This is a genomic window from Micromonospora sp. NPDC050695 (assembly GCF_040654415.1).
In the GTDB taxonomy this organism is placed as follows: domain Bacteria; phylum Actinomycetota; class Actinomycetes; order Mycobacteriales; family Micromonosporaceae; genus Micromonospora.
Window position 1 is genome coordinate 1 of sequence record NZ_JBFAHZ010000033.1, and the last position, 18,421, is coordinate 18,421.

Below are 18,421 nucleotides of genomic sequence, written 5' to 3' on the forward strand. Positions count from 1 at the left end.
ACAGCAGGCCACCGACCTGGTCAACCAGCACTGGAACAGCTGACCCGCAGAACAACACCGAAGGCCGGCACCCGCACAGGGTGCCGGCCTTCGGCGTACCCAGACGTGAATCGTGGACAGGTCCCGTCAGCAGGCGACGAAACCCCCACCTGCGCCGAGCCGGGGCCAGGGGAATGAACCGCCGTTGACGGGTGGTGATCAGGTGGCGTCGATCGCGCCGGTCAGCAGGAGGGCGAGGACCAGGGTGCCCAGCGCGACCCGGTACAGGACGAAGACGTACAGGGTGTGGTGGGCGACGTAGCGCAGCAGCCAGGCGATGGCCGCGTACCCGATGCCGAAGGCGATCACCGTCGCCACGATCATCTGGGCCACGGAGGGCACGGATGTGCCGGGGGCCGACGGTTCGAAGACGTCGCCGAGGCTGAATACGCCGGACATGACCACGGCCGGGATGGCCAGCAGGAACGAGTACCGCGCCGCCGCCTCCCGGGTCAGGTTGAGCAGCAGGCCGGCGGTGAGCGTTCCGCCGGAGCGGGACACGCCGGGAACCAGCGCCATGGCCTGGGCGAAGCCCATCACCACGCCGTCCTTCATCCGGAAGTTCTCCAGGGTGCGGGTCTGCCGCCCCCAGTACTCGGCGAACGCCAGCACGAACGCGAACACAATCAGCGTGGTCGCCACGACCCACAGGTTGCGTCCGGCGGTCTTGATCTGGTCCTTGAAGAGGAACCCGAACAGCCCGATCGGGATCGAGCCGACGATGACGTACCAGCCCATCCGGTAGTCGAGGCTGGAGCGCACCGAGCGGTCGCGCAGCCCGACCAGCCAGGTACGGGTGATCCGCCAGATGTCCTTGGCGAAGTAGATCAGCACCGCCGCCTCGGTGCCGAGCTGGGTGACCGCGGTGAACGACGCGCCGGCGTCGCGGTCGAAGAAGATCGCCGAGGTGATCCGCAGATGCCCCGACGAGCTGACCGGAAGGAACTCGGTCAGTCCCTGGACGATGCCCAGGACGATGGCCTCGACCCAGGTCACTCGCCGACTCCCGAGAGCTCGAGAGCCTCGGCGACGGTACGCAGGGTCTGCACGCCGCTGTCCCGGTCGGCCACGAACAGCGTGACCGACAGCGTGGTGACTCCGGCGGCGGCGTACTCCCGCATCCGCTCGGCGATGCGCTCCTTGGGGCCGAGCAGCGAGGTGCGGTCGATGAACTCCATCGGTACGGCGGCGGCGGCATCACGCTGCCGCTTGGCCAGGTACAGGTCCTGCACCTCGCGGGCGGCGTCGCCGTAGCCCATCCGGGTGGCGAGCTGGTTGTAGAAGTTCTGCTGCCGGCTGCCCATCCCGCCCACGTAGAGGGCGGCGTACCAGCGCACCAGTTCGGCGCAGGACGCCACGTCGTCGCCGATCACCACGGGCACGGACGGCACCACGTCGAAGCCGGCCAGTTCCTTGCCGACCTTGGCGCGTCCGGCGGCGACGGAGGCGAGCTGCTCGTCGGCGAACTCCGGGGCGTAGAACACGGCGAGCCAGCCGTCGGCGATCTCGCCGGCCAGTTCCAGGTTCTTCGGGCCGACCGCGGCCAGGTAGATCGGTATGTGTTCGCGGGGTGGGTGGAAGCCCAGGCGCAGGGCCTTGCCGGGGCCGTCCGGCAGCGGCAGCGTGTAGTGCTCGCCGTCGTACGCGACCTCCTTGCGGGCGATGGCGAGCTTGACGATGTCGACGAACTCACGGGTCCGGCCGAGGGGCTTGGCGAAGCGCACCCCGTGCCAGCCCTCGGAGACCTGCGGGCCGGAGACGCCCAGGCCGAGCCGGAACCGGCCGCCGGAGAGCGCGTCGATGGTGGCCGCGGTCATCGCGGTGGCGGCCGGCGTACGGGCGGGGATCTGCATCACCGCGGCGCCGACGTCGATCCGTTCGGTCTGGCCGGCCATCCAGGCGAGCATGCTCGGCGAGTCGGAGCCGTAGGCCTCCGCCGCCCACACCACCGAGTAGCCGAGCCGGTCGGCCTCCTGGGCCAGCGCCAGGTGGTCGGCCGGCGTGCTCCACGCCGTCTGGTATCCGAGGCTGAGCCCGAGTCGCACTGGTCCTCCCCCATCCGTGGCACAGGTCGCATCAGGTTACGCAATGCCGACAACGGACTCGATCACCGGCTCTCCTCCAATGATCCCCCCTCCATCGGGGCAGTCCACGGCGGCGGAACCGGCAGAACCGGCAGAGATACGGGAGCGAGGATATCCGTGGCGGCAGGTTCGAAATAAGGTTCACCCATGCAACAGCGACCGCTCGGCCGAAGCGGGCTGGCGGTTTCCCGGCTCGCACTCGGCACCATGACCTGGGGTCGGGACACCGACGCCGACGACGCGGCCGCCCAGCTGAAGAGTTACCTGGACGCGGGCGGCAACCTGATCGACACCGCCGACGTGTACGGCGACGGTGACGCCGAGTCGGTGATCGGCTCGCTGCTGGGCACCCTCGTCCCCCGCGACGAGTTGTTGATCGCCACCAAGGCGGGGTTGCGCCCGGGCAGCGGCCGGCGCCGGGACGGCTCCCGTGGGCACCTGCTACGGACGCTGGACGCGTCGCTGCGGCGGCTCGGCACGGACCACGTCGACCTGTTCCAGGTGCACGGGTACGACCCGGACACCCCCCTTGAGGAGACGCTGGCCGCTCTGGACCACGCGGTGGCCAGCGGCAAGGTCCGCTATGTGGGGGTGTCGAACTTCTCCGGTTGGCAGACCGCGCGGGCCGCCGCCTGGCAGACGGCCTGGCCGGGTCGGGCACCGGTGGTCGCGTCCCAGGTCGAGTACTCGTTGCTGGAGCGGGGGGTGGAGCGGGAGGTGCTGCCCGCGTGCGACGCGCTCGGCCTGGGCGTGCTGCCCTGGTCGCCGCTGGGCCGGGGGGTGCTCACCGGAAAGTACCGGCACGGCCGTCCGGCGGACTCGCGGGCCGCCTCGCCGCACTTTGAGCGGTTCGTGGCGACGTACCTGGAGCCGCGCTGCTCCAGCATCGTGGAGGCGGTGGCGACCGCGGCCGGCGGGCTGGGCGTGTCGCCGTTGGAGGTGGCGCTGGCGTGGATCCGGGACCGGCCGGGGGTGACGGCGCCGATCCTCGGCGCCCGGACGGTGGGGCAGCTGCTCGGCGCGCTGCAGGTGGAGCGGATCACCCTGCCCGAGGAGATCACCACCGCGTTGGACGACGTCTCCGCGGTGCCGGTCGGCTACCCCGAGCGCGACGGCTGACCCGTCGACCAGGCCGGGGCCACCGACGGGTCACGGCGACGGAGGCCGGGGCCACCGACGGGTCACCGCCGTCGCGCGCTACCTCCTCGACGCCGTCAGCGACCCGCAGGGTGACCCACGGCCGGCTGTCCGACGGCATTCTGGTCGATCCGGTCGGGAGGGACCACGCGGGCGCGCACAGGGAGGCACGAACCGCCACGGCAGCGGCGTTGGTCACCCCGGAGGGGGTGGCGGACGGCCGCTGGGCTGGGCAGCATGGGTGGCATGGACTACGAGTACGCGCCGCTGCGGCTGCCGCCGAACGTCGACCGGTTGACCGCCGCGGCGCAGTTGGCGATCCAGGCGGAGTTCTCCGGATGGGAGTTGGCCCGGGTGCGGCTGTACCGGGACGGTACGCGGCAGGTGGTGCTGCGCCGTCGGCGGGTCAACCAGCCGCAGCCGGGCCTGTCGTACTGAGGGCCGGGCGGAAACGACGCCCGGGGCCCGGTCGGTGACTCGACCGGGCCCCGGGCGTCGTACGGCCTAGTGCTGGTGGCCGGCGTGGTCGTGGTCGTCGTCGAGCTCCAGGAACGGGTGCTCGTCGAGGCGGCCGACCAGCCGGTCGTCGGCCGCCGGTTGGAACGGGCCGACGGAGTCGTCGTCGTCGAACGACTCCAGGTCGACGGGAGTGCCCACCTCGCTGACCATGACCACCCCGTCGAGGGGCTCCAGCTCGGGGACGTCCAGCGCGCCGAGTGAGCCGTCGCCGCTCTGCAGCAGCTCCAGCACCGCCTCGCCGACACCCTCCACGGGTGCCGGCTCGTCGTCCTCCGGGGTGCCCTCGCGGCGGGCCGCCTCGGCGACGCGCAGCAGCGCGGAGACACTCGGCACCCGGTAGTCGCGGCGTTGGCGTACCGAGATCACGCGGGGGTGCGGGTCACTGGCCTCGGAACCCTCGGGGCCGCCGAATCGCTCGTCGGCCTCGTCCGGGTCGATCGAGTCGACGTCCCACGGCGTCACCTCGCCGAAGGCGTCGAGCAGACGCTCGTCGTACGCGTAGGACGCGTTGTTCAACGCGACGTACGCCTGCCAGACGTCGTCGTCGTCGACGCGGCCCTGCGCGGCGCGTACGGCGGCCAGGTGGTGGCGGGCCGCTTCGATCACCCGCTCGAGAGCGGCGTCCAGCTCACCGTGCTGGTCGGTCATGTGGGCAGTCCCTTCACGATGGGGGAAACGGCTAGCAGGTGCGGAGGAACCGGTCGAGAACCCGCACGCCGAACTGTAGTCCGTCGACCGGAACGCGCTCGTCGATGCCATGGAACAACGCGGAGAAGTTCAGATCGGCGGGCAGTTGCAGCGGGGCGAACCCGAAGCAGCGGATGCCGAGCTGGGAGAACGCCTTGGCGTCGGTGCCGCCGGAGAGCATGTACGGTACGGGCCGGGCGCCCGGGTCCTCGGCGCGCAGCGCCGCCGACATGGCCTCGACCAGGTCGCCGTCGAAGGTGGTCTCCAGGGCCGGCTGCCGCTGGACGTACTCGATGGCGATGTCCGGGCCGACCAGCTCGCGCAGCTGCCGTTCCAGCAGCTCGGACTGGCCGGGCAGGCTGCGGCAGTCGATGGTGGCGGTGGCCCGGCCGGGGATGACGTTGTCCTTGTAGCCGGCGCTCAACCGGGTCGGGTTGGCGGTGTTGCGGATGGTCGCGCCGATGATGTTGGCGATGGGGCCGAGCTTGGCGATGGCGGTTTCCGGGTCGTCCGGGTCCAGTTCGATGCCGAGCAGGTCGGAGACCTCGGTCAGGAAGGCCCGCACGGTGTCGGTGACCACGACCGGGAAGCGGTGCCGGCCGATCCGGGCGACGGCCTCGGCGAGCGCCGTGACGGCGTTGTCGTCGTGCATCATCGAGCCGTGCCCGGGGCGGCCCTTGGCGTGCAGCCGCAGCCAGTCGATGCCCTTCTCGGCGGTTTCGATGAGGTAGAGCCGCTGGCTGTCGCTGACCGAGTAGGAGAAGCCGCCGACCTCACCGATCGCCTCGGTGCAGCCGTCGAAGAGGTCCCGGTGGTTGTCCACCAGGAACCGCGCGCCGTAGTCGCTGCCCGCCTCCTCGTCGGCGGTGTACGCGAGCACGATGTCGCGCGGGGGTCGCACGCCGGTGCGCTGCCAGTGCCGCACGACGGCGAGCACCATGGCGTCGAAGTCCTTCATGTCGATGGCGCCCCGGCCCCACAGGTAGCCGTCGCGCAGTTCGCCGGAGAACGGGTGCACCGACCACTCGTCGGCGTCGGCGGGCACCACGTCCAGGTGGCCGTGCACCAGCAGCGCGCCCCGGCTCGGGTCGGTGCCGGGGATGCGGGCCACGACGTTCGCCCGGCCCGGGGCGGATTCGTGCAGGACGGCTTCGACGCCCACCTCGGCGAGCTTCTCCGCCACGTACTCGGCGGCGCGGCGCTCGCCGACGCTGGTGTCGTTGTCCCCCGTGTTGGTGGTGTCGATACGCAGCAGGTCGCGGCAGAGGTCCACGACCTCGGCGGTGGGTTCGCTCGTCATCGCCTCTTCATACCAGCCCGAGGGGGCCGGCCGGGCAGCGCACCGGCCTGCGCGGGCGACGCATCGACGGGCCCGGTTTCACCGCGAGCGGGTCCGGGTATCGCCGCTCACGACCGCACATCCCCTGCCGGAGCTTCCGCCCGCCAGTCGAGGAGGGCACCATGTCCGCCGTTCCCCTGCCGCCGCTGCCGCCCGCGCCCACGCCCGATGAGGGTTTCCGCCCCGGTGGCCGCAGCATCGCCGACATCGTGGACCGGGAGCACCAGCAGTTGCTGGCGCTGCTGGATCAGCTGACCGGCCCGGACACCACTCCGCGGGAGGGCCTGGCGGTGCTCACCGCCGCGCTGTCGCGGCACCTGTCGGCGGAGGAGCAGTACCTGCTGCCGGCGGCGCGGGCCGCGCTGCCGAACGCCGACGAGCGGGTGGACGCCGAGATCAGCGCCGACGCCGCGCTGCTGAACGTCCTGAAGGGGTTGGCGGAGGAGGCGTTGACCGAGGTCGCGGCGCGGGTGCGCCGGCACGTGGAGGGGGTCGGCGCGCTGGTCGCCGAGCTGCGCGCGGTGGCCACCGAGGAGGAGCTGATCCGGCTGGGCAACCGGCTGGAGATCGCTGAGGAGGCGGCGCCGACCCGGCCGCATCCGGGCACCCCGGCGACCCCGCCGTGGAACCGGATCGTCGAGCCGGCGGTGGGTGTGGTGGACAAGGTCCGCGACGCGGTGACGCGGCGGCCGACGTACCTGACGGACCTGCCGGAGCCGCCGCGCGGCTGACCGGCGACGAACCGCTGTGCATTCAATCTCACCAATACCTTCAGGCTCTTCCGCACGCTGCGGCGTGGTCCTACCGTCACCGTATGAACCTGGAGTTGCGTCACCTGCGGGTGGTCTGCGCGATCGCGGAGACGGGGAGCGTGACCAAGGCGGCGTCGGCGCTCGGCCTGGCTCAGCCGGCGCTCACCGCTCAGCTTCAGCGGATCGAACGGACACTGGGCGGACCGCTGTTCGACCGGGACCGGCGCGGCGCACGCCCGACCGCGCTGGGTGAGTTGGTGCTGGCCCGGGCCCGGGTGTTGCTGCCGGCGATGAAGGGGCTGCAGGACGAGGCGGCCCGGCTGGCCGGTTCCGGTGACGCGCCGCCGTGCTTCCGGTTCGGCGGGGTGAACAGCCCGATCCTGGGTCGGCTGGTGCATCGGTTGGCCACCGAACACCCGCCGGCCCAGATCACCACGTACGCCTCGTGGTCGGTGGACGAGTTGGCGCAGTTGGTGGCGGGCGGCCGGCTGGACTTCGTGCTCGCCGGCGTGTGTGGCGACGCCAGCCCGTCGGCCGGGTTCGGGTTGAGCTGGCGGGAGGTGGCCATCGATCCGGTGCTGGTGTTACTGCCGGAGACCCACCCTCTCGCGGGGCGCGCCGAGGTGCGGCTGGCGGACCTGCGCCACGAGCACTGGGTGGCGGCGCCCGGCGACGGCTGTTTCGGCGACTGCTTCGCCGCCGCCTGCGCCCGCGCCGGTTTCACTCCCCGCAAGATGTACGAGACCGACATCCGCGGCTGCGTCGACCTGGTCGACGCCGGCGTGGCGGTGGCGTTGTGCCAGGCGACGTTCCGGCCGGTGGCAGGGCTGGTCACCCGCCGGTTGGCGGGGATTCCGCTGCGCTGGCGGCTGCTGCTGGGCTGGCATCCGGACTCTCCCGCCGCGCGGGGCGCGCAGCTGGTGTTGGAGACGGCCAAGGCGGCGTACACCGACTCGCTGGCGCCGCACCCCACCTACCTGGACTGGCTGCTGCGCAATCCGGGGTTCGGTGTGCGGCAGCCCAGCGGGGTGTGAGCCCACCCGGCCGGGTGATGACCCGCCGGTGGCGGTGCGAACCGGCGTTGGCGGGGTATCAGGCGGACATGACCGACCTCTACCCGCCCGCCGACGACCGGGAACTGCTGCGCCAGGCGGCCGCCGCGCACACCGCCGCCACCCGCGAGGTGGAGGCGTTCCTGCGCCGCCTGCCGGAGGTGCCCGACCCGGCCGACGTCACCGAGTACGCCAACCTGCTCAGCCGCGAGGACCAGACCCGCGGCGACCGGGACGCCGCGGCCGACGCGGCGGGGCTGACCATCGCCAGCATGGAACCCGACCAGGGCCAGTAGCGGGACCGCGACGGTGCCGCCCCGAGCCGGGGCGGCACCGTCGGGTGTGGCACCGTTCAGCGTTCGACGAGCGGGTCGTGGCCCAGGTCGAGCAGCGAGTGCCGCCAGCTGTCGTCGGCGTTGCCGCGCTTCGGTTTGGCGTCCATCAGCTCGCGGATCCGCTCGACCGCCTCCCGCATCACCTCGATGTCCTCGCCGGTGAGGTCGACCTTGCGCTTGTTGAGCACCTTGAGGATCTCCCGGCCCGGTTGGGGCAGGTCGAGGTTCGGGTTGGACCCGAACGAGTCCTCGCCGGACCCCCGGGTGAGCAGCCAGGTGCGCAGCTGCTCCGACGGGACGTTGACCTCGGCGTGGAAGTCCTCCCAGAGCACTTCCACCTCGGGGTCGAGCCGAGCTTCGCGTACCATCAGGTCTCCTCTCGCGGGCGGTGTCCGGACGTCTCCGGGTCGTCCTGGTCGGTCTTCGGGTGCAGGCCCTCGGGTGGCACCCGCGTACGGCGGGGGTTCGCGGTGGGCGACGCCACGATCGGGTCGGGATGGTCGTCCTCGTCCCGGGTCTGCTCGGAGTCCGCGGGTTGGTGCGGCTCCTCGTGCTCGCCTCGCCGCGCCGCCCCGCTCATCGCGGGTGTGTTGTCGTGGCGGCGGTGTACCCCCGCTCGCCCGCGGTGACGTCGAAGGTGAGCTGCCCGTCGCGGGCGTCCACGGTGACCTTCTGTCCGGGTGAGATCGCCGACTCCAGCAGCATCCGGGACAGGTGGTTGTCCACCTCGCGTTGGATCACCCGGCGCAGCGGACGGGCACCGAACTCCGGCTGGTAGCCGTGCTCGGCGAGCCAGTCGACGCCGGCGGTGGTGAACTCCACCTGGATGTCCTGGGCGTGCAGCCGACGGCGGGTCTCCTCCAGCAGCAGCGCGGTGATGTCGCGCAGCTGCTCGGCCTCCAGCCGGCGGAAGATGATCACCTCGTCGATGCGGTTGAGGAACTCCGGGCGGAAGTTCTCCTGCAGGCGACGCATCAGCCGTTCGCGGAGCTCGTCGTTCTCCTGCTCGCTGCCCGGCTCCCCGGTGCCGAACCCGACGGCCCGTTGGGTACCGGTGATCAGCTCGGAGCCGAGGTTGCTCGTCATGATCAGTACGGTGTTCTTGAAGTTCACCGTGCGGCCCTGGCTGTCGGTCAACCGCCCGTCGTCGAGCACCTGGAGCAGGATGTTGAACACGTCCGGGTGGGCCTTCTCGATCTCGTCGAGCAGCACCACCGCGTACGGGCGGCGGCGCACCGCCTCGGTGAGCTGGCCGGCCTCCTCGTAGCCGACGTACCCGGGTGGGGCACCGACCAGCCGGCTGACGGTGTGCCGTTCCTGGAACTCGCTCATGTCGACGCGCACCATCCGGTCGGCCTCGCCGAACAGCGCCTCGGCCAGGGCGCGGGCCAGCTCGGTCTTGCCGACGCCGGTCGGGCCGAGGAACAGGAAGCTGCCCATCGGGCGCTCCGGGTCGGCCAGCCCGGCGCGGGAGCGGCGGACGGCCTCGGCGACCGCGCTGACCGCGTCGTCCTGACCGACGACCTTCTCGTGCAGGTGGCCCTCCAGACGCAGCAGCCGGTCGCGTTCCTCCTCGGTGAGCTGGCTGACCGGGATGCCGGTGGCCCGGGAGACCACCTCGGCGATCTCCTGTGGACCCACCTCGGGCACCTGGGAGCTGGTGCCGTCGTCGCCGTTGGCGCGGCGCATCTCCTCCTCCAGCTCGGAGATCCGGTCGCGCAACGCCGAGGCGCGCTCGTACTGCTCGTCGGTGACGGCCTGTTCCTTGTCCCGGCGTACGTCGTCGAGTTCCTGTTCCAGCTCCCGCACGTCGGACGCCGGGGTACGGGTGCGCAGCCGCACCCGGGCGCCGGCCTGGTCGATGAGGTCGATGGCCTTGTCCGGCAGGAACCGGTCGGTGACGTACCGGTCGGACAGCTCGGCGGCGGCGACCAGCGCCTCGTCGGTGAAGCGCACCTGGTGGTGGGCCTCGTAGCGGTCGCGCAGCCCGCGCAGGATCGCGATGGTGTCGTCGATGCTCGGCTCGGGCACCAGCACCGGCTGGAAGCGCCGGGCCAACGCGGCGTCCTTCTCGATGCTCTTGCGGTACTCGTCGAGCGTGGTCGCGCCGATGACGCGCAGCTCACCGCGGGCGAGGGCCGGTTTGAGCATGTTGGACGCGTCCATCCCGCCCTCGCTGCCGGCGCCGCCCGCCCCGACCAGGGTGTGAATCTCGTCCATGAAGATGATCAGCTCGTCCCGGTGCGCGCGGATCTCGTCGATGACCTTCTTGAGCCGCTCCTCGAAGTCACCCCGGTAGCGGGTGCCGGCGACCAGGCCGGCCAGGTCCAGTTGGACGACCCGCTTGCCGAGCAGGGTCTGCGGCACGTCCCCGTCGCAGATCCGCTCGGCGAGGCCCTCGACGATCGCGGTCTTGCCGACGCCGGCCTCGCCGATCAGCACCGGGTTGTTCTTGGTCCGCCGGGACAGGATCTCCACGGCCTGCTCGATCTCGTCGGCGCGGCCGATCACCGGGTCGATCTGGTCGTTGCGGGCCAGGTCGGTGAGGTCCTGGCCGTACTGGTCGAGCGTGGGGGTGCCGCGGTCGGGCTTCGGCCCGGTCATCGGCCCGCGCTCGGCGTTGGCGGCCTGCAACGACTCGGGTTGGATCCGGCCGGCGGCCAGCATCCGCCCGGCGGGCGACTCCGGGTTGAGCGGCAGCGCCATGAGGATGTGCTCGGGGCCGATGTAGTTGGCGCCCATCGCCCGGGACAGCTGGTGGGCGTCGAGCAGAGCCCGCTTGGCCGCCGGCGTCAGCGACAGGTTGGGCGGCACCTCACCGCGCGGCGCGCCGTCACCCTTGCCGCCCAGCGCGTTGAGCAGGGTGTCCGGGTCGGCGCCGGCACGGCGGACCAGGTCACGCAGGGGTTCGCGTTGCAGCGCCGCCCACAGCAGGTGGTCGGTGTCGAGGTCGCTGCTGTGCCGTTGCGCCGCCCGCCGGGCCGCGTCGGCCAGCATCTCCCGCGCGTCGGCCGTCATCAGGCGGGTGATGTCGACCCGGTGCGGCGGTCGGCGTCCTCCCTCACCCCGGCCGAAGTACCGGGCCAGGAATTCGTCCCACGGGTCGGAGCCGAGGTCACCGGGTCCCATCATGTCTGTCCTCCGCAGTTGGGTGCGGCACGGTCGGCAGGGGCTACCCGGCGCGCGCCCCGACAAACGCCGCACGATTGCCCTCGGGTGGTTCCGGGTGTGGCGTCGGGCCCGCGCCGCCCGGTGGTGGCAGGCTGGTGGCATGGATGAGACCCCGCTGCTGATCGTGGACGGCGCCAACGTGGTGGGCTCCCGCCCGAACGGGTGGTGGCGGGACCGGGCCGGAGCCGCCGCGCGGCTGCGAGACTCCCTCGCCCCGGTGGCGACGATCGGGCTGCCGGCCCGGCTGCCCGCTCCCGTCGAGGTGGTGCTGGTGGTCGAGGGCGCCGCGCGGGACGTGCCCGGCACCGACGGCGTCCGGGTGGTCTCGGCTCCCGGCTCCGGCGACGACAGCGTGGTCGACCTGGTCGCGGGCGCTCCGCAGCGCCGCCGGCTGGTGGTCACGGCCGACCGGGAGTTGCGCGAGCGGGTCACCGCCCTGGGCGCCGAGGTGTACGGGCCTCGCTGGCTCCGCGAGAATTGAGAAGTTCTCGCACTGGGACTCCCACAGAACGGACTCCCGACACTTCCGGGTGCCTTCCGGACAGGCGGGCAGGAACACCGACAGGGCGGATGTTCTTTCGCTGCCGCCGATAAGCTCTAATGGAGATCTCCCCGCCCCCAGGAGGTTCCGCCGTGGCGAGCGTCGCCGAGCTGAAGGCTGCCATCGATGTCGCCCTCCAACAGATCTCCGACGGGCAGACAGCCGTGCAGGCCGCCGGTGAAAAGTTGGCCGAGGCGCAGCAGACCCTGGCCGGCGCGCTGGAGGGCAGCGGACACGAGACCGTCGAGACGGCCCAGGCGTCCCTGACCCAGGCCAGCCAGGAGCTGGAGGAGTGCCTCGCCGCGACACTCGTCGCGGTGGAGCAGGCGCAGCTCTACGTCGCGACCCTGTAGGCCGCCGTGTCCATCATCGAGGATGTCGGTGGGCAGGTCCGCGCCGCCAGCGAGGAGTTCCCGGTGGCGCTGCTCGGGCAGGCGCTGGAAAAGTTCGGCCTGGCCGCGGAGCGGCTGCGCTGGGTGCGCCAGGAGTCGTCCAACCCGATGGGGGTGCCGGAGCTGTCCGCCGCCACGGAGCACGCCGAGAGCGCCGGCTACGCGCTGCGGGTGGCGCAGGAGCAGCTGTCGGCGTACCTGGCCGCGATCGGCCTGGCCGCCGATGGCGCCCCACCACCCCGCCCGGAACAACGCGCTCCCCGGCACGACACGCCGCCGGAGGCCGGGCCGACCACCGTGGCGCCGGAGCCGGCCGAGCAGGTCCGGATGCGCCGCTGGTGGTCGGTGCGGGTGGCCGAGCTGACCGGCGGGCGCGAGGGCGCCGACGACACACCCGACGAGCGCCTGAACGACTCCCAGGAACTGCTGCGCCGGGTGGTGGGTGGCGTCCGCTCCGGTGACCGGGACCGGCTGCGCGCCGAGCTGCGCCGCGCCCCGGCCGACGTGGGGTTGGGGATGGCCGCGCTGGCGCCGCCGCTGCTGCGCGAGCTGGCCGGCGAGCTGCTGGGGCACCCGCCCCGCGCCGCCGACCTCGGCCGGCTGCGCGGCGAGCTGGACGGGCGGGTACGCGACCTGCTGCCCGGGTTGCCGCCGCCGGTGCTGGAGACGCTGCTGACCCGGGTGTGCCGGATGCCTCCACCGCGTGGCTCGGGAGAGCCGCCACACGCCGCCGACTCGGCGGTGACCGCCGGTGTGGCGACCGGGCTGCTGCTCGCCCGCCTCGGCCGGGATCTGCCGGCGGGCGGCGCGGGTCGAGAAGCGGACACGGGCCAGCAAACCGGTACGGACCGGCAAACCGGTACGGGCCAGGCAGCCGGCGCGGTTTCCCGTCCCGGTGCCGCCGCGCGGCGGCCGGGGGACGCCGGCGGGCAACGCTCCGGCGGGCTGCCGCCGCGCTCGGTCAGCCCCTGGCGGGACGCGCCGACGCGTCGGGGCTCCGATGGCTGACCGGCGTGGCCAACTCGCCAGGCGGGTCCGGGAGACCCTCGCCGAGGCGTTGGGCGCCACCCGTACCCGCCTGTCCGCCGCGCAGGCCGAGCTGTCCGCCGGGCGGGAGCGGCTGGCCCGGGTCCAGCGGGCGGCGGCAGCCATGCCGGAGCGGGTGGGCGCCCAGCGGGATCGCCGCATCGCCGAGATCGACGCCCGGTATTCTGCGCGGATCACCGAGCTGGCCCAGCGCGCCGCCGAGGCGGCCCGTGCGGAGGCGCCCGGGTGTGCGGGGGCCGACTGGGCGGGATGGGCGCCGACGCCGACCCGACGGGCGGAGCCACCCGGCGCGCTGCGGGTCGGCACGGTCCGCATCGACGACGTCGACCCGGTGCCCGCGCTGGTGCCGCTCCTCGACGCCGGGCACGTCCACCTCACCGGCGACGATCGGGCCGGCTGCGACGCGGTGGTGTCCGCGTTGCTGCTGCGGGCCGTCGGCCGCGCCGACCCCGGGACGGTACGGCTGGTCGGGTACGACCCGGAGCAGCTCGGCGGTGGCCTGGCCGGGTTCGCGCCCCTGGGCACGGCCGGGCTGCTCACCTTCGTAGGCCCGGGCGGGCTGGGTCCCCTGCTCGACGACCTGGTGGAACAGATCCGCCGGATCAACGAGACGGTGCTCGCCGGCGAGTACGCGTCGCTCCGCGAACTCGCCGCGGCGACCGGCCGGCGACCCGAACCGTGGCGGGTGGCGGTGCTGCTCGGCGGTGACGAGCTGAACCGGCACGAGCGCGGCCAGTTGGACCGGATCGTTCGCGCCGGCCCGGCGTGCGGGGTGCACCTGGTGGTGCACGGTGTGCCGTTGCCGGACGATCCGACGGTGACCCGGGTGGTGGCCGGGGCGTCCGGAGCGCGGATCGGCGGGTCGGCCGGTCTGCCGATCCGGCTGGACCCGCCGCCACCGGCGACGCTTGTCACCGAGACCTGCCGGGAGATCGCCGCCCGGGTGAACGCGGGCCCACCACCGACCCCGTTCGCCGACCTGCTGCCCCCGCCCGAGCTGATGTGGCGGGAGGACTCCGCGGACGGGTTGACCGCGCCGATCGGTGAGGGGCCGCAGGGCCGGCCGGTGCGGCTGACGTTGGGTGACTACCCGCCGCACGCGCTTATCGGCGGGCCGTCCGGCACCGGCAAGACCAACCTGATCTTCGCGTGGATCGGTGCCCTCGCCGCCCGCTACTCCCCCGCCGAGCTGGAGTTCTACCTGCTCGACTTCAAGGAGGGGGTGTCCTTCGCGCGGTTCGCGCAGGGCCGGCGCGACCCGAGCTGGTTGCCGCACATGCGGCTGGTCGGCATCAACGTCAACACCGACCGGGAGTTCGGGTTGGCGCTGCTGCGGTTCCTCGCCGAGGAGCTGCGCCGGCGTGCCGACGCGGCCAAGAAGCACGAGGTGACAAAGCTCGCCGAGCTGCGGGCCGTCGACCCGACCGGGCACTGGCCACGGATCGTCGCGGTGGTCGACGAGTTCCAGATGCTGCTGGCCGGCCGGGACGTGGTCGCCCGGGAGGCGGCCGACCTGCTGGAGGACCTGGCCCGACGCGGCCGGTCGCAGGGCATCCACCTGGTGCTCGCCTCGCAGGACGTCCGGGGCATCGAGGCGCTGTGGGGCCGTCCCGCGCTTGTCGCCCAGTTCACCCTGCGCATCGCCCTGCCCAAGGCGCTGCGGATCCTCGCCGAGCGCAACGACGCGGCGCAGTCGTTGCCCCGCTGGCACGCGGTGGTCAACGCCGAGTCGGGAATGGTGGAGGGCAACGAGGTCGCCCGGATCCCGTCGGCGAGCGACTGGGAGACGTGGAGCGGGTTGCAGCACCGGCTGTGGCGGATGCGCCCACCCGACGCGGCACCGGCTCGGCTCTTCGACGGCGACGCCATCCCCCGGCTGGCGGACGCGCCGGACTTCCGGGCGCTCGCCGTGCCCGCCGACCAGGCCACGCCGCGTAACCCGGTGGCGCTGCTCGGCGAGATCATCGACGTGCAGTCCCGATCGGCGGCGCTGCGGCTTCCCCGCGCCCCCGGGCGCAACCTCGCGGTGCTGGGCACCAGGGTGGACGAGGCGTGCGCGGTGCTGGACGCGGCGGCCCGGTCGCTGGCCCGCCAGCACCCGCCGGGCACCGCCCGGTTCTCCATCGCCTGCCTCGACGCGGACGCCGACCCGATGGCCCGTGCCCTCTACGACGACCTTGCCGACGACGCCGCCTGGTACGACGAGGAGACCGTTGGCGAGCTGATGGCCGAGACCGCCGACGGGCTGACCGGGCCGGGCAGCCCGCACTATCTGCTGCTGTTCGCGGTCGACGCGGCGGCCGGCGCGCTGGCCGCCCGCGCGGGTCGGCGTACCGGCCTGGAGCAGCTCCGCCGGATCCTGCACGACGGGCCGGAACGGCGCACCCACGTGCTGGCCTGGTGGCGGGGCGTGGCCCGGATGCGCGCCGACCTCGGTGGGCCGGCCGCCCGCACCGACCAGATCGGTGCCTGGGTGGCGCTTGACGCACACGGGGGCGAGCTGGGTGCCTCGCTGTACCCGGGCACCGGCGGCCCAGACTGGTATCCGCGCCCCTGGCGGGGGCTCTTCTTCGACCGGGCGGTCCACCGCACCGGACAGGTCATCATCCCGTATGGACCGTCCCGATGAACGAACCAGTGGCCAGCCAGACGTACGCGGCGCAGTTGCGGCGGCTGGCCGACATCACCGCACGCGTGCGGGAGCAGCGGGCCGAGGCGCACACCTGGTACGAGCGGCAGTGCGCCGCCGCCGAGCGGGCCGTCGCGGAGGCCACCGAGCAGGTGCGGCACGCCGAGGAGGAGCTGGTCGAGGCACGCGAGCAGCAGGAACGGGTTGACGCCGAGGTGGCGCACCTGTGGCAGCAGGTGCGGACGCGCCTCGGCGCCCGTCGCCTCGGCGGCCCACCCGCACCCGTCAACGGCGGCGGGGGCACCGACGCGGTGCTGCTGCTGACCCGGGCCCGGGACCTGCTCGACCGGGCCGGGCAGCCGGGTGAGTTGCCGGGTTCGGTCAACCCGCTGCTGGCCCTCTGCGGGGTGGCCGGGGCCGTGGTGGCGTACGCGCTGGGGGCCGGCGCGCGGGCGTTGGGCGTCGGGTACGGCGGCGACCTGGCGGTCGGGCTGCCGGTGCTGGCGCTTGTGGTGACGCTGCTCGGGCCGCTTGTCGGCCTCGTGCCGGCGCGGGTGCTGGCCGACCGCCGGCACGCGGTGCTCGGGCCCCGGCCGATCACGGTGGTGCTCGGCGCGGGCCTGCTGACCACCGCGCTGCTCCTCACGCTCGGCCGCTGACCCGGCACGGCGCGAGGGACTGTCGAAGAACCGACCGTGGGCGCAGCGAATCGCGGTCGGAACTTCGATACCGTACGCGAAATGGTCAGCTTCTTTCTCAGCTACCGCGCGGACGACGGGGGCTTCGTCGCGCGCTCGATCGCCGGTGCGCTGCGTGACCGATTCGGCAAACACCGTGTCACCAGCAATTGCCGCTCCTTTGTCGGCAATCCCGGGCTTTCGGCGGCGATTCGGAAGCGCCTGGCCGGCACGACAGCACTGATCGTCGTGATCGGGCCGCGATGGCGCGACGGCGTGGACGGTCTGCTGGGGCCTCTTTCGACAAGCTTGCGGCTCTCCGAGTGCCGGTGATCGGTTGGAAGGTCAGGGGGAGCGGCAGCCGCTCCCACCAGAAGACCCACGCCATCGACATCACGCTCGTCGCCAAGGATCTCCAGGAGCGGCACGAGCTGCGCCACAGCGCGGTCGAGGCGACCCTGGTGGACGCGATCACCACGATCCGCGCCGTGGTCGCCGCCGGCACCGGGGGCGACGACCCGCTGGTGCTGAAGGCCGGCACTGTGCAACTCGTCTTCGGCGTCACCGACCAGGGCACGATCTCGTTCGGCGCGGAGGGTGAGCTGACCGACGAGATCACGAACACGCTCCGGATCGAGCTGGTCGCGGCCACCGCCGGGTAGCTCAGGCCGGGATCAGGACGGCCTCGCGCAGCAGGCGTCGGGCCAGGGTCACCCGGTCGGCGTCGTCGGGCAGGCCGGGTAGGTCACCGACGCGGGTGACCGCGCCGGTGAGCAGGGCGCGGGCCGCCGCCTCGCAGCTCGCCGGCAGGGTGATGGTGCGGTCGAACAGCCGCAGCGCCACCGTGTCCGCCCCGTGCGGCACGAGCTGCCAGCGCAGACCCGGGCGCAGGGTGAGCCGGGAGTCGGCGTCCAGTGCGGCGAGCGCGTCGGCCTGGGCGAGCGGCCTGATTGGCGCCGGTCGGGCGGCCGGCCAGGCACGCTGGCGCAGCCGCGCGGCGACGGCCGCCGGGTCGGCGCGCAGCAACCAGTCCCGTAGGGCCTCCACCGTCTCGGTCAGCTCCGGTTCGATGGCGTCGGGGTCGGCGACGTCGGTGCCGAACGGCAGGCTGGCCCGCAGCCGCTGATCCTCGGAGGCCAGCGTCAGCAGCTCCTCGACCAGGGCGTACCGGGTGAGCGCGCGGATGCCCACGGTCAGGTGCAGGGAACTGGCGTCCTGCGCCTGCGCGCTGTGCAGCCAACCGCGCGGCAGGTAGAGCGCGTCGCCCGGGGCGAGCACCACGTCCAGTGCGGCGGGGCCCTGCGCGGTGGCGGAGACCTCGTCGGCGCGGCCGCCCCACGGCTGCTTCTCCAGCGGGTCGGGCAGCACCGGCGGGTGGATCCGCCAGTGTTTGCGGCCATCGACCTGCAGCACGAACACGTCGTGGGTGTCGTAGTGGGTGGCAAAGCCCTGACTGCCCGCCGGCGTGAGGTAGGCGTTGATCTGGAGGGGCTGGTTGAGCGCGAGACCCAGGTCGCGGGCGAAGTCGACGAGCGGCGGCCAGATCCGGTGCAGCCCCTGCAGCACCAGCGTGGCGCCGGCCGCGTACTGCTCCAGGACCCGCTCGTCGAGCACCTGGTCGCCGATCTCGGCCCCGGCGCCGCCGCCACCGGTCCAGCGGGCCGCCGGCACGAGCTGGCCGTCCTTGGCGACGCGCAGGAACGGGGTACGCAGGCCGCGCCGGCTGAGCAACTCGTCGGCGTCGGCGGGGCTGAACAGGTCGGTGAAGCCGGACGGGTCGGGCAGTTCGGCGGCGCGCGACAGCAATGGGGTGTGCCCCCAGTGCGCGGCGGCGAACTTGGCCGGCTCGACCGAGACACAGCGGGCCAGCGCCGCGGCGGTGGACGAAACCGCCGGGCGGCCGTGGCCGCCCGGCGGGTCGAGGTACGTCATGACGGGCCGTTACCGGGCACTGCCGTCGGCGCCGCCGTCCTGCTGGCCGGGGGTCGCGCCACCGTCGGCCGGACCCTCCGCGCCACCG

General features: G+C 73.3%; 20 protein-coding genes. 12 read left to right on the forward strand and 8 right to left on the reverse strand.

What is annotated here, in order from left to right:
- Positions 1 to 198 precede the first annotated feature (198 nt).
- Together AB0H52_RS22035 and AB0H52_RS22040 are read right to left on the reverse strand one after the other, a co-directional pair.
- Positions 199 to 1,035, reverse strand: coding sequence for an undecaprenyl-diphosphate phosphatase (locus AB0H52_RS22035; protein ID WP_151490386.1), 837 nt, complete (start codon positions 1,033 to 1,035; stop codon positions 199 to 201).
- Entirely contained in the window at positions 1,032 to 2,084 is a 1,053-nt protein-coding gene (locus tag AB0H52_RS22040; protein WP_151490385.1) for an LLM class F420-dependent oxidoreductase, read from the reverse strand. Before AB0H52_RS22040 ends, AB0H52_RS22035 begins: the two co-directional genes overlap by 4 nt.
- 186 nt (positions 2,085 to 2,270) lie before the next feature.
- On the opposite strand from AB0H52_RS22040, the gene AB0H52_RS22045 reads away from it, so the two are divergent.
- Both AB0H52_RS22045 and AB0H52_RS22050 read left to right on the forward strand, forming a co-directional pair.
- The gene (locus AB0H52_RS22045; protein WP_151490384.1) at positions 2,271 to 3,242 is read left to right on the forward strand and encodes an aldo/keto reductase; all 972 of its coding nucleotides are present in this window, start codon (positions 2,271 to 2,273) and stop codon (positions 3,240 to 3,242) included.
- A 264-nt stretch (positions 3,243 to 3,506) separates the two neighbouring features.
- Complete coding sequence (locus AB0H52_RS22050; RefSeq protein ID WP_013734349.1) at positions 3,507 to 3,698, forward strand: DUF5703 family protein; 192 nt, start codon at positions 3,507 to 3,509, stop codon at positions 3,696 to 3,698.
- 66 nt (positions 3,699 to 3,764) lie between these two features.
- Here AB0H52_RS22050 and AB0H52_RS22055 read toward each other — a convergent pair whose 3' ends face one another.
- Positions 3,765 to 4,427 (reverse strand): hypothetical protein, encoded by a 663-nt coding sequence (locus tag AB0H52_RS22055; RefSeq protein ID WP_357949639.1) that lies wholly within the window; start codon positions 4,425 to 4,427, stop codon positions 3,765 to 3,767.
- Between the two features lie 31 nt (positions 4,428 to 4,458).
- Positions 4,459 to 5,766: a M20/M25/M40 family metallo-hydrolase gene (locus AB0H52_RS22060; RefSeq protein ID WP_151490382.1), complete on the reverse strand. Its 1,308-nt coding sequence runs from the start codon at positions 5,764 to 5,766 to the stop codon at positions 4,459 to 4,461.
- 161 nt (positions 5,767 to 5,927) lie between these two features.
- Here AB0H52_RS22060 and AB0H52_RS22065 point away from each other — a divergent pair, with 161 nt between their 5' ends.
- From AB0H52_RS22065 to AB0H52_RS22075, 3 genes are all read left to right on the forward strand, one after another.
- Positions 5,928 to 6,536 carry a hemerythrin domain-containing protein gene (locus tag AB0H52_RS22065; protein WP_357949642.1) on the forward strand — a complete coding sequence of 203 codons (609 nt, stop codon included), beginning with the start codon at positions 5,928 to 5,930 and terminating at the stop codon, positions 6,534 to 6,536.
- Positions 6,537 to 6,619: 83 nt separating this feature from the next.
- Positions 6,620 to 7,591, forward strand: a complete 972-nt coding sequence (locus tag AB0H52_RS22070; RefSeq protein WP_357949645.1) for a LysR family transcriptional regulator — start codon at positions 6,620 to 6,622, stop codon at positions 7,589 to 7,591.
- 68 nt (positions 7,592 to 7,659) lie between these two features.
- Positions 7,660 to 7,905 (forward strand): hypothetical protein, encoded by a 246-nt coding sequence (locus tag AB0H52_RS22075; protein WP_151490379.1) that lies wholly within the window; start codon positions 7,660 to 7,662, stop codon positions 7,903 to 7,905.
- A 56-nt stretch (positions 7,906 to 7,961) separates the two neighbouring features.
- On the opposite strand, the gene AB0H52_RS22080 is transcribed toward AB0H52_RS22075, so the two are convergent.
- Genes AB0H52_RS22080 through AB0H52_RS22090 form a run of 3 tightly spaced genes read right to left on the reverse strand, consistent with a single transcriptional unit; the run spans position 7,962 to position 11,076 of the window.
- Positions 7,962 to 8,312: a DUF3140 domain-containing protein gene (locus AB0H52_RS22080; protein WP_151490378.1), complete on the reverse strand. Its 351-nt coding sequence runs from the start codon at positions 8,310 to 8,312 to the stop codon at positions 7,962 to 7,964.
- On the reverse strand, positions 8,312 to 8,524 hold the full coding sequence (locus AB0H52_RS22085) for a hypothetical protein (protein WP_151490377.1): 213 nt from the start codon (positions 8,522 to 8,524) through the stop codon (positions 8,312 to 8,314). The genes AB0H52_RS22080 and AB0H52_RS22085 overlap by 1 nt, the downstream gene beginning before the upstream one ends.
- Positions 8,521 to 11,076, reverse strand: a complete 2,556-nt coding sequence (locus AB0H52_RS22090) for an ATP-dependent Clp protease ATP-binding subunit (RefSeq protein WP_151490376.1) — start codon at positions 11,074 to 11,076, stop codon at positions 8,521 to 8,523. Before AB0H52_RS22090 ends, AB0H52_RS22085 begins: the two co-directional genes overlap by 4 nt.
- 139 nt (positions 11,077 to 11,215) lie before the next feature.
- On the opposite strand from AB0H52_RS22090, the gene AB0H52_RS22095 reads away from it, so the two are divergent.
- The 7 genes from AB0H52_RS22095 (at position 11,216) to AB0H52_RS22125 (ending at position 17,063) form a co-directional block, all read left to right on the forward strand.
- Positions 11,216 to 11,596: an NYN domain-containing protein gene (locus AB0H52_RS22095; RefSeq protein ID WP_151490375.1), complete on the forward strand. Its 381-nt coding sequence runs from the start codon at positions 11,216 to 11,218 to the stop codon at positions 11,594 to 11,596.
- Positions 11,597 to 11,748: 152 nt separating this feature from the next.
- Positions 11,749 to 12,009 (forward strand): hypothetical protein, encoded by a 261-nt coding sequence (locus tag AB0H52_RS22100; protein WP_151490374.1) that lies wholly within the window; start codon positions 11,749 to 11,751, stop codon positions 12,007 to 12,009.
- Between the two features lie 6 nt (positions 12,010 to 12,015).
- Positions 12,016 to 13,056, forward strand: coding sequence for a hypothetical protein (locus AB0H52_RS22105; protein WP_357949650.1), 1,041 nt, complete (start codon positions 12,016 to 12,018; stop codon positions 13,054 to 13,056).
- Positions 13,049 to 15,724, forward strand: a complete 2,676-nt coding sequence (locus tag AB0H52_RS22110) for an FtsK/SpoIIIE domain-containing protein (RefSeq protein WP_357949653.1) — start codon at positions 13,049 to 13,051, stop codon at positions 15,722 to 15,724. The genes AB0H52_RS22105 and AB0H52_RS22110 overlap by 8 nt, the downstream gene beginning before the upstream one ends.
- Positions 15,721 to 16,383, forward strand: coding sequence for a hypothetical protein (locus AB0H52_RS22115; protein WP_151490371.1), 663 nt, complete (start codon positions 15,721 to 15,723; stop codon positions 16,381 to 16,383). Before AB0H52_RS22110 ends, AB0H52_RS22115 begins: the two co-directional genes overlap by 4 nt.
- Positions 16,384 to 16,464: 81 nt before the next feature.
- On the forward strand, positions 16,465 to 16,734 hold the full coding sequence (locus tag AB0H52_RS22120) for a hypothetical protein (RefSeq protein WP_151490370.1): 270 nt from the start codon (positions 16,465 to 16,467) through the stop codon (positions 16,732 to 16,734).
- A complete protein-coding gene (locus AB0H52_RS22125; protein WP_357949656.1) occupies positions 16,731 to 17,063 on the forward strand; it encodes a hypothetical protein in 333 nt (110 codons plus the stop codon). The genes AB0H52_RS22120 and AB0H52_RS22125 overlap by 4 nt, the downstream gene beginning before the upstream one ends.
- A gap of 1 nt (position 17,064) precedes the next feature.
- On the opposite strand, the gene AB0H52_RS22130 is transcribed toward AB0H52_RS22125, so the two are convergent.
- A complete protein-coding gene (locus AB0H52_RS22130) occupies positions 17,065 to 18,333 on the reverse strand; it encodes a cupin domain-containing protein (RefSeq protein ID WP_151490368.1) in 1,269 nt (422 codons plus the stop codon).
- Between the last annotated feature and the right edge of the window lie 88 nt (positions 18,334 to 18,421).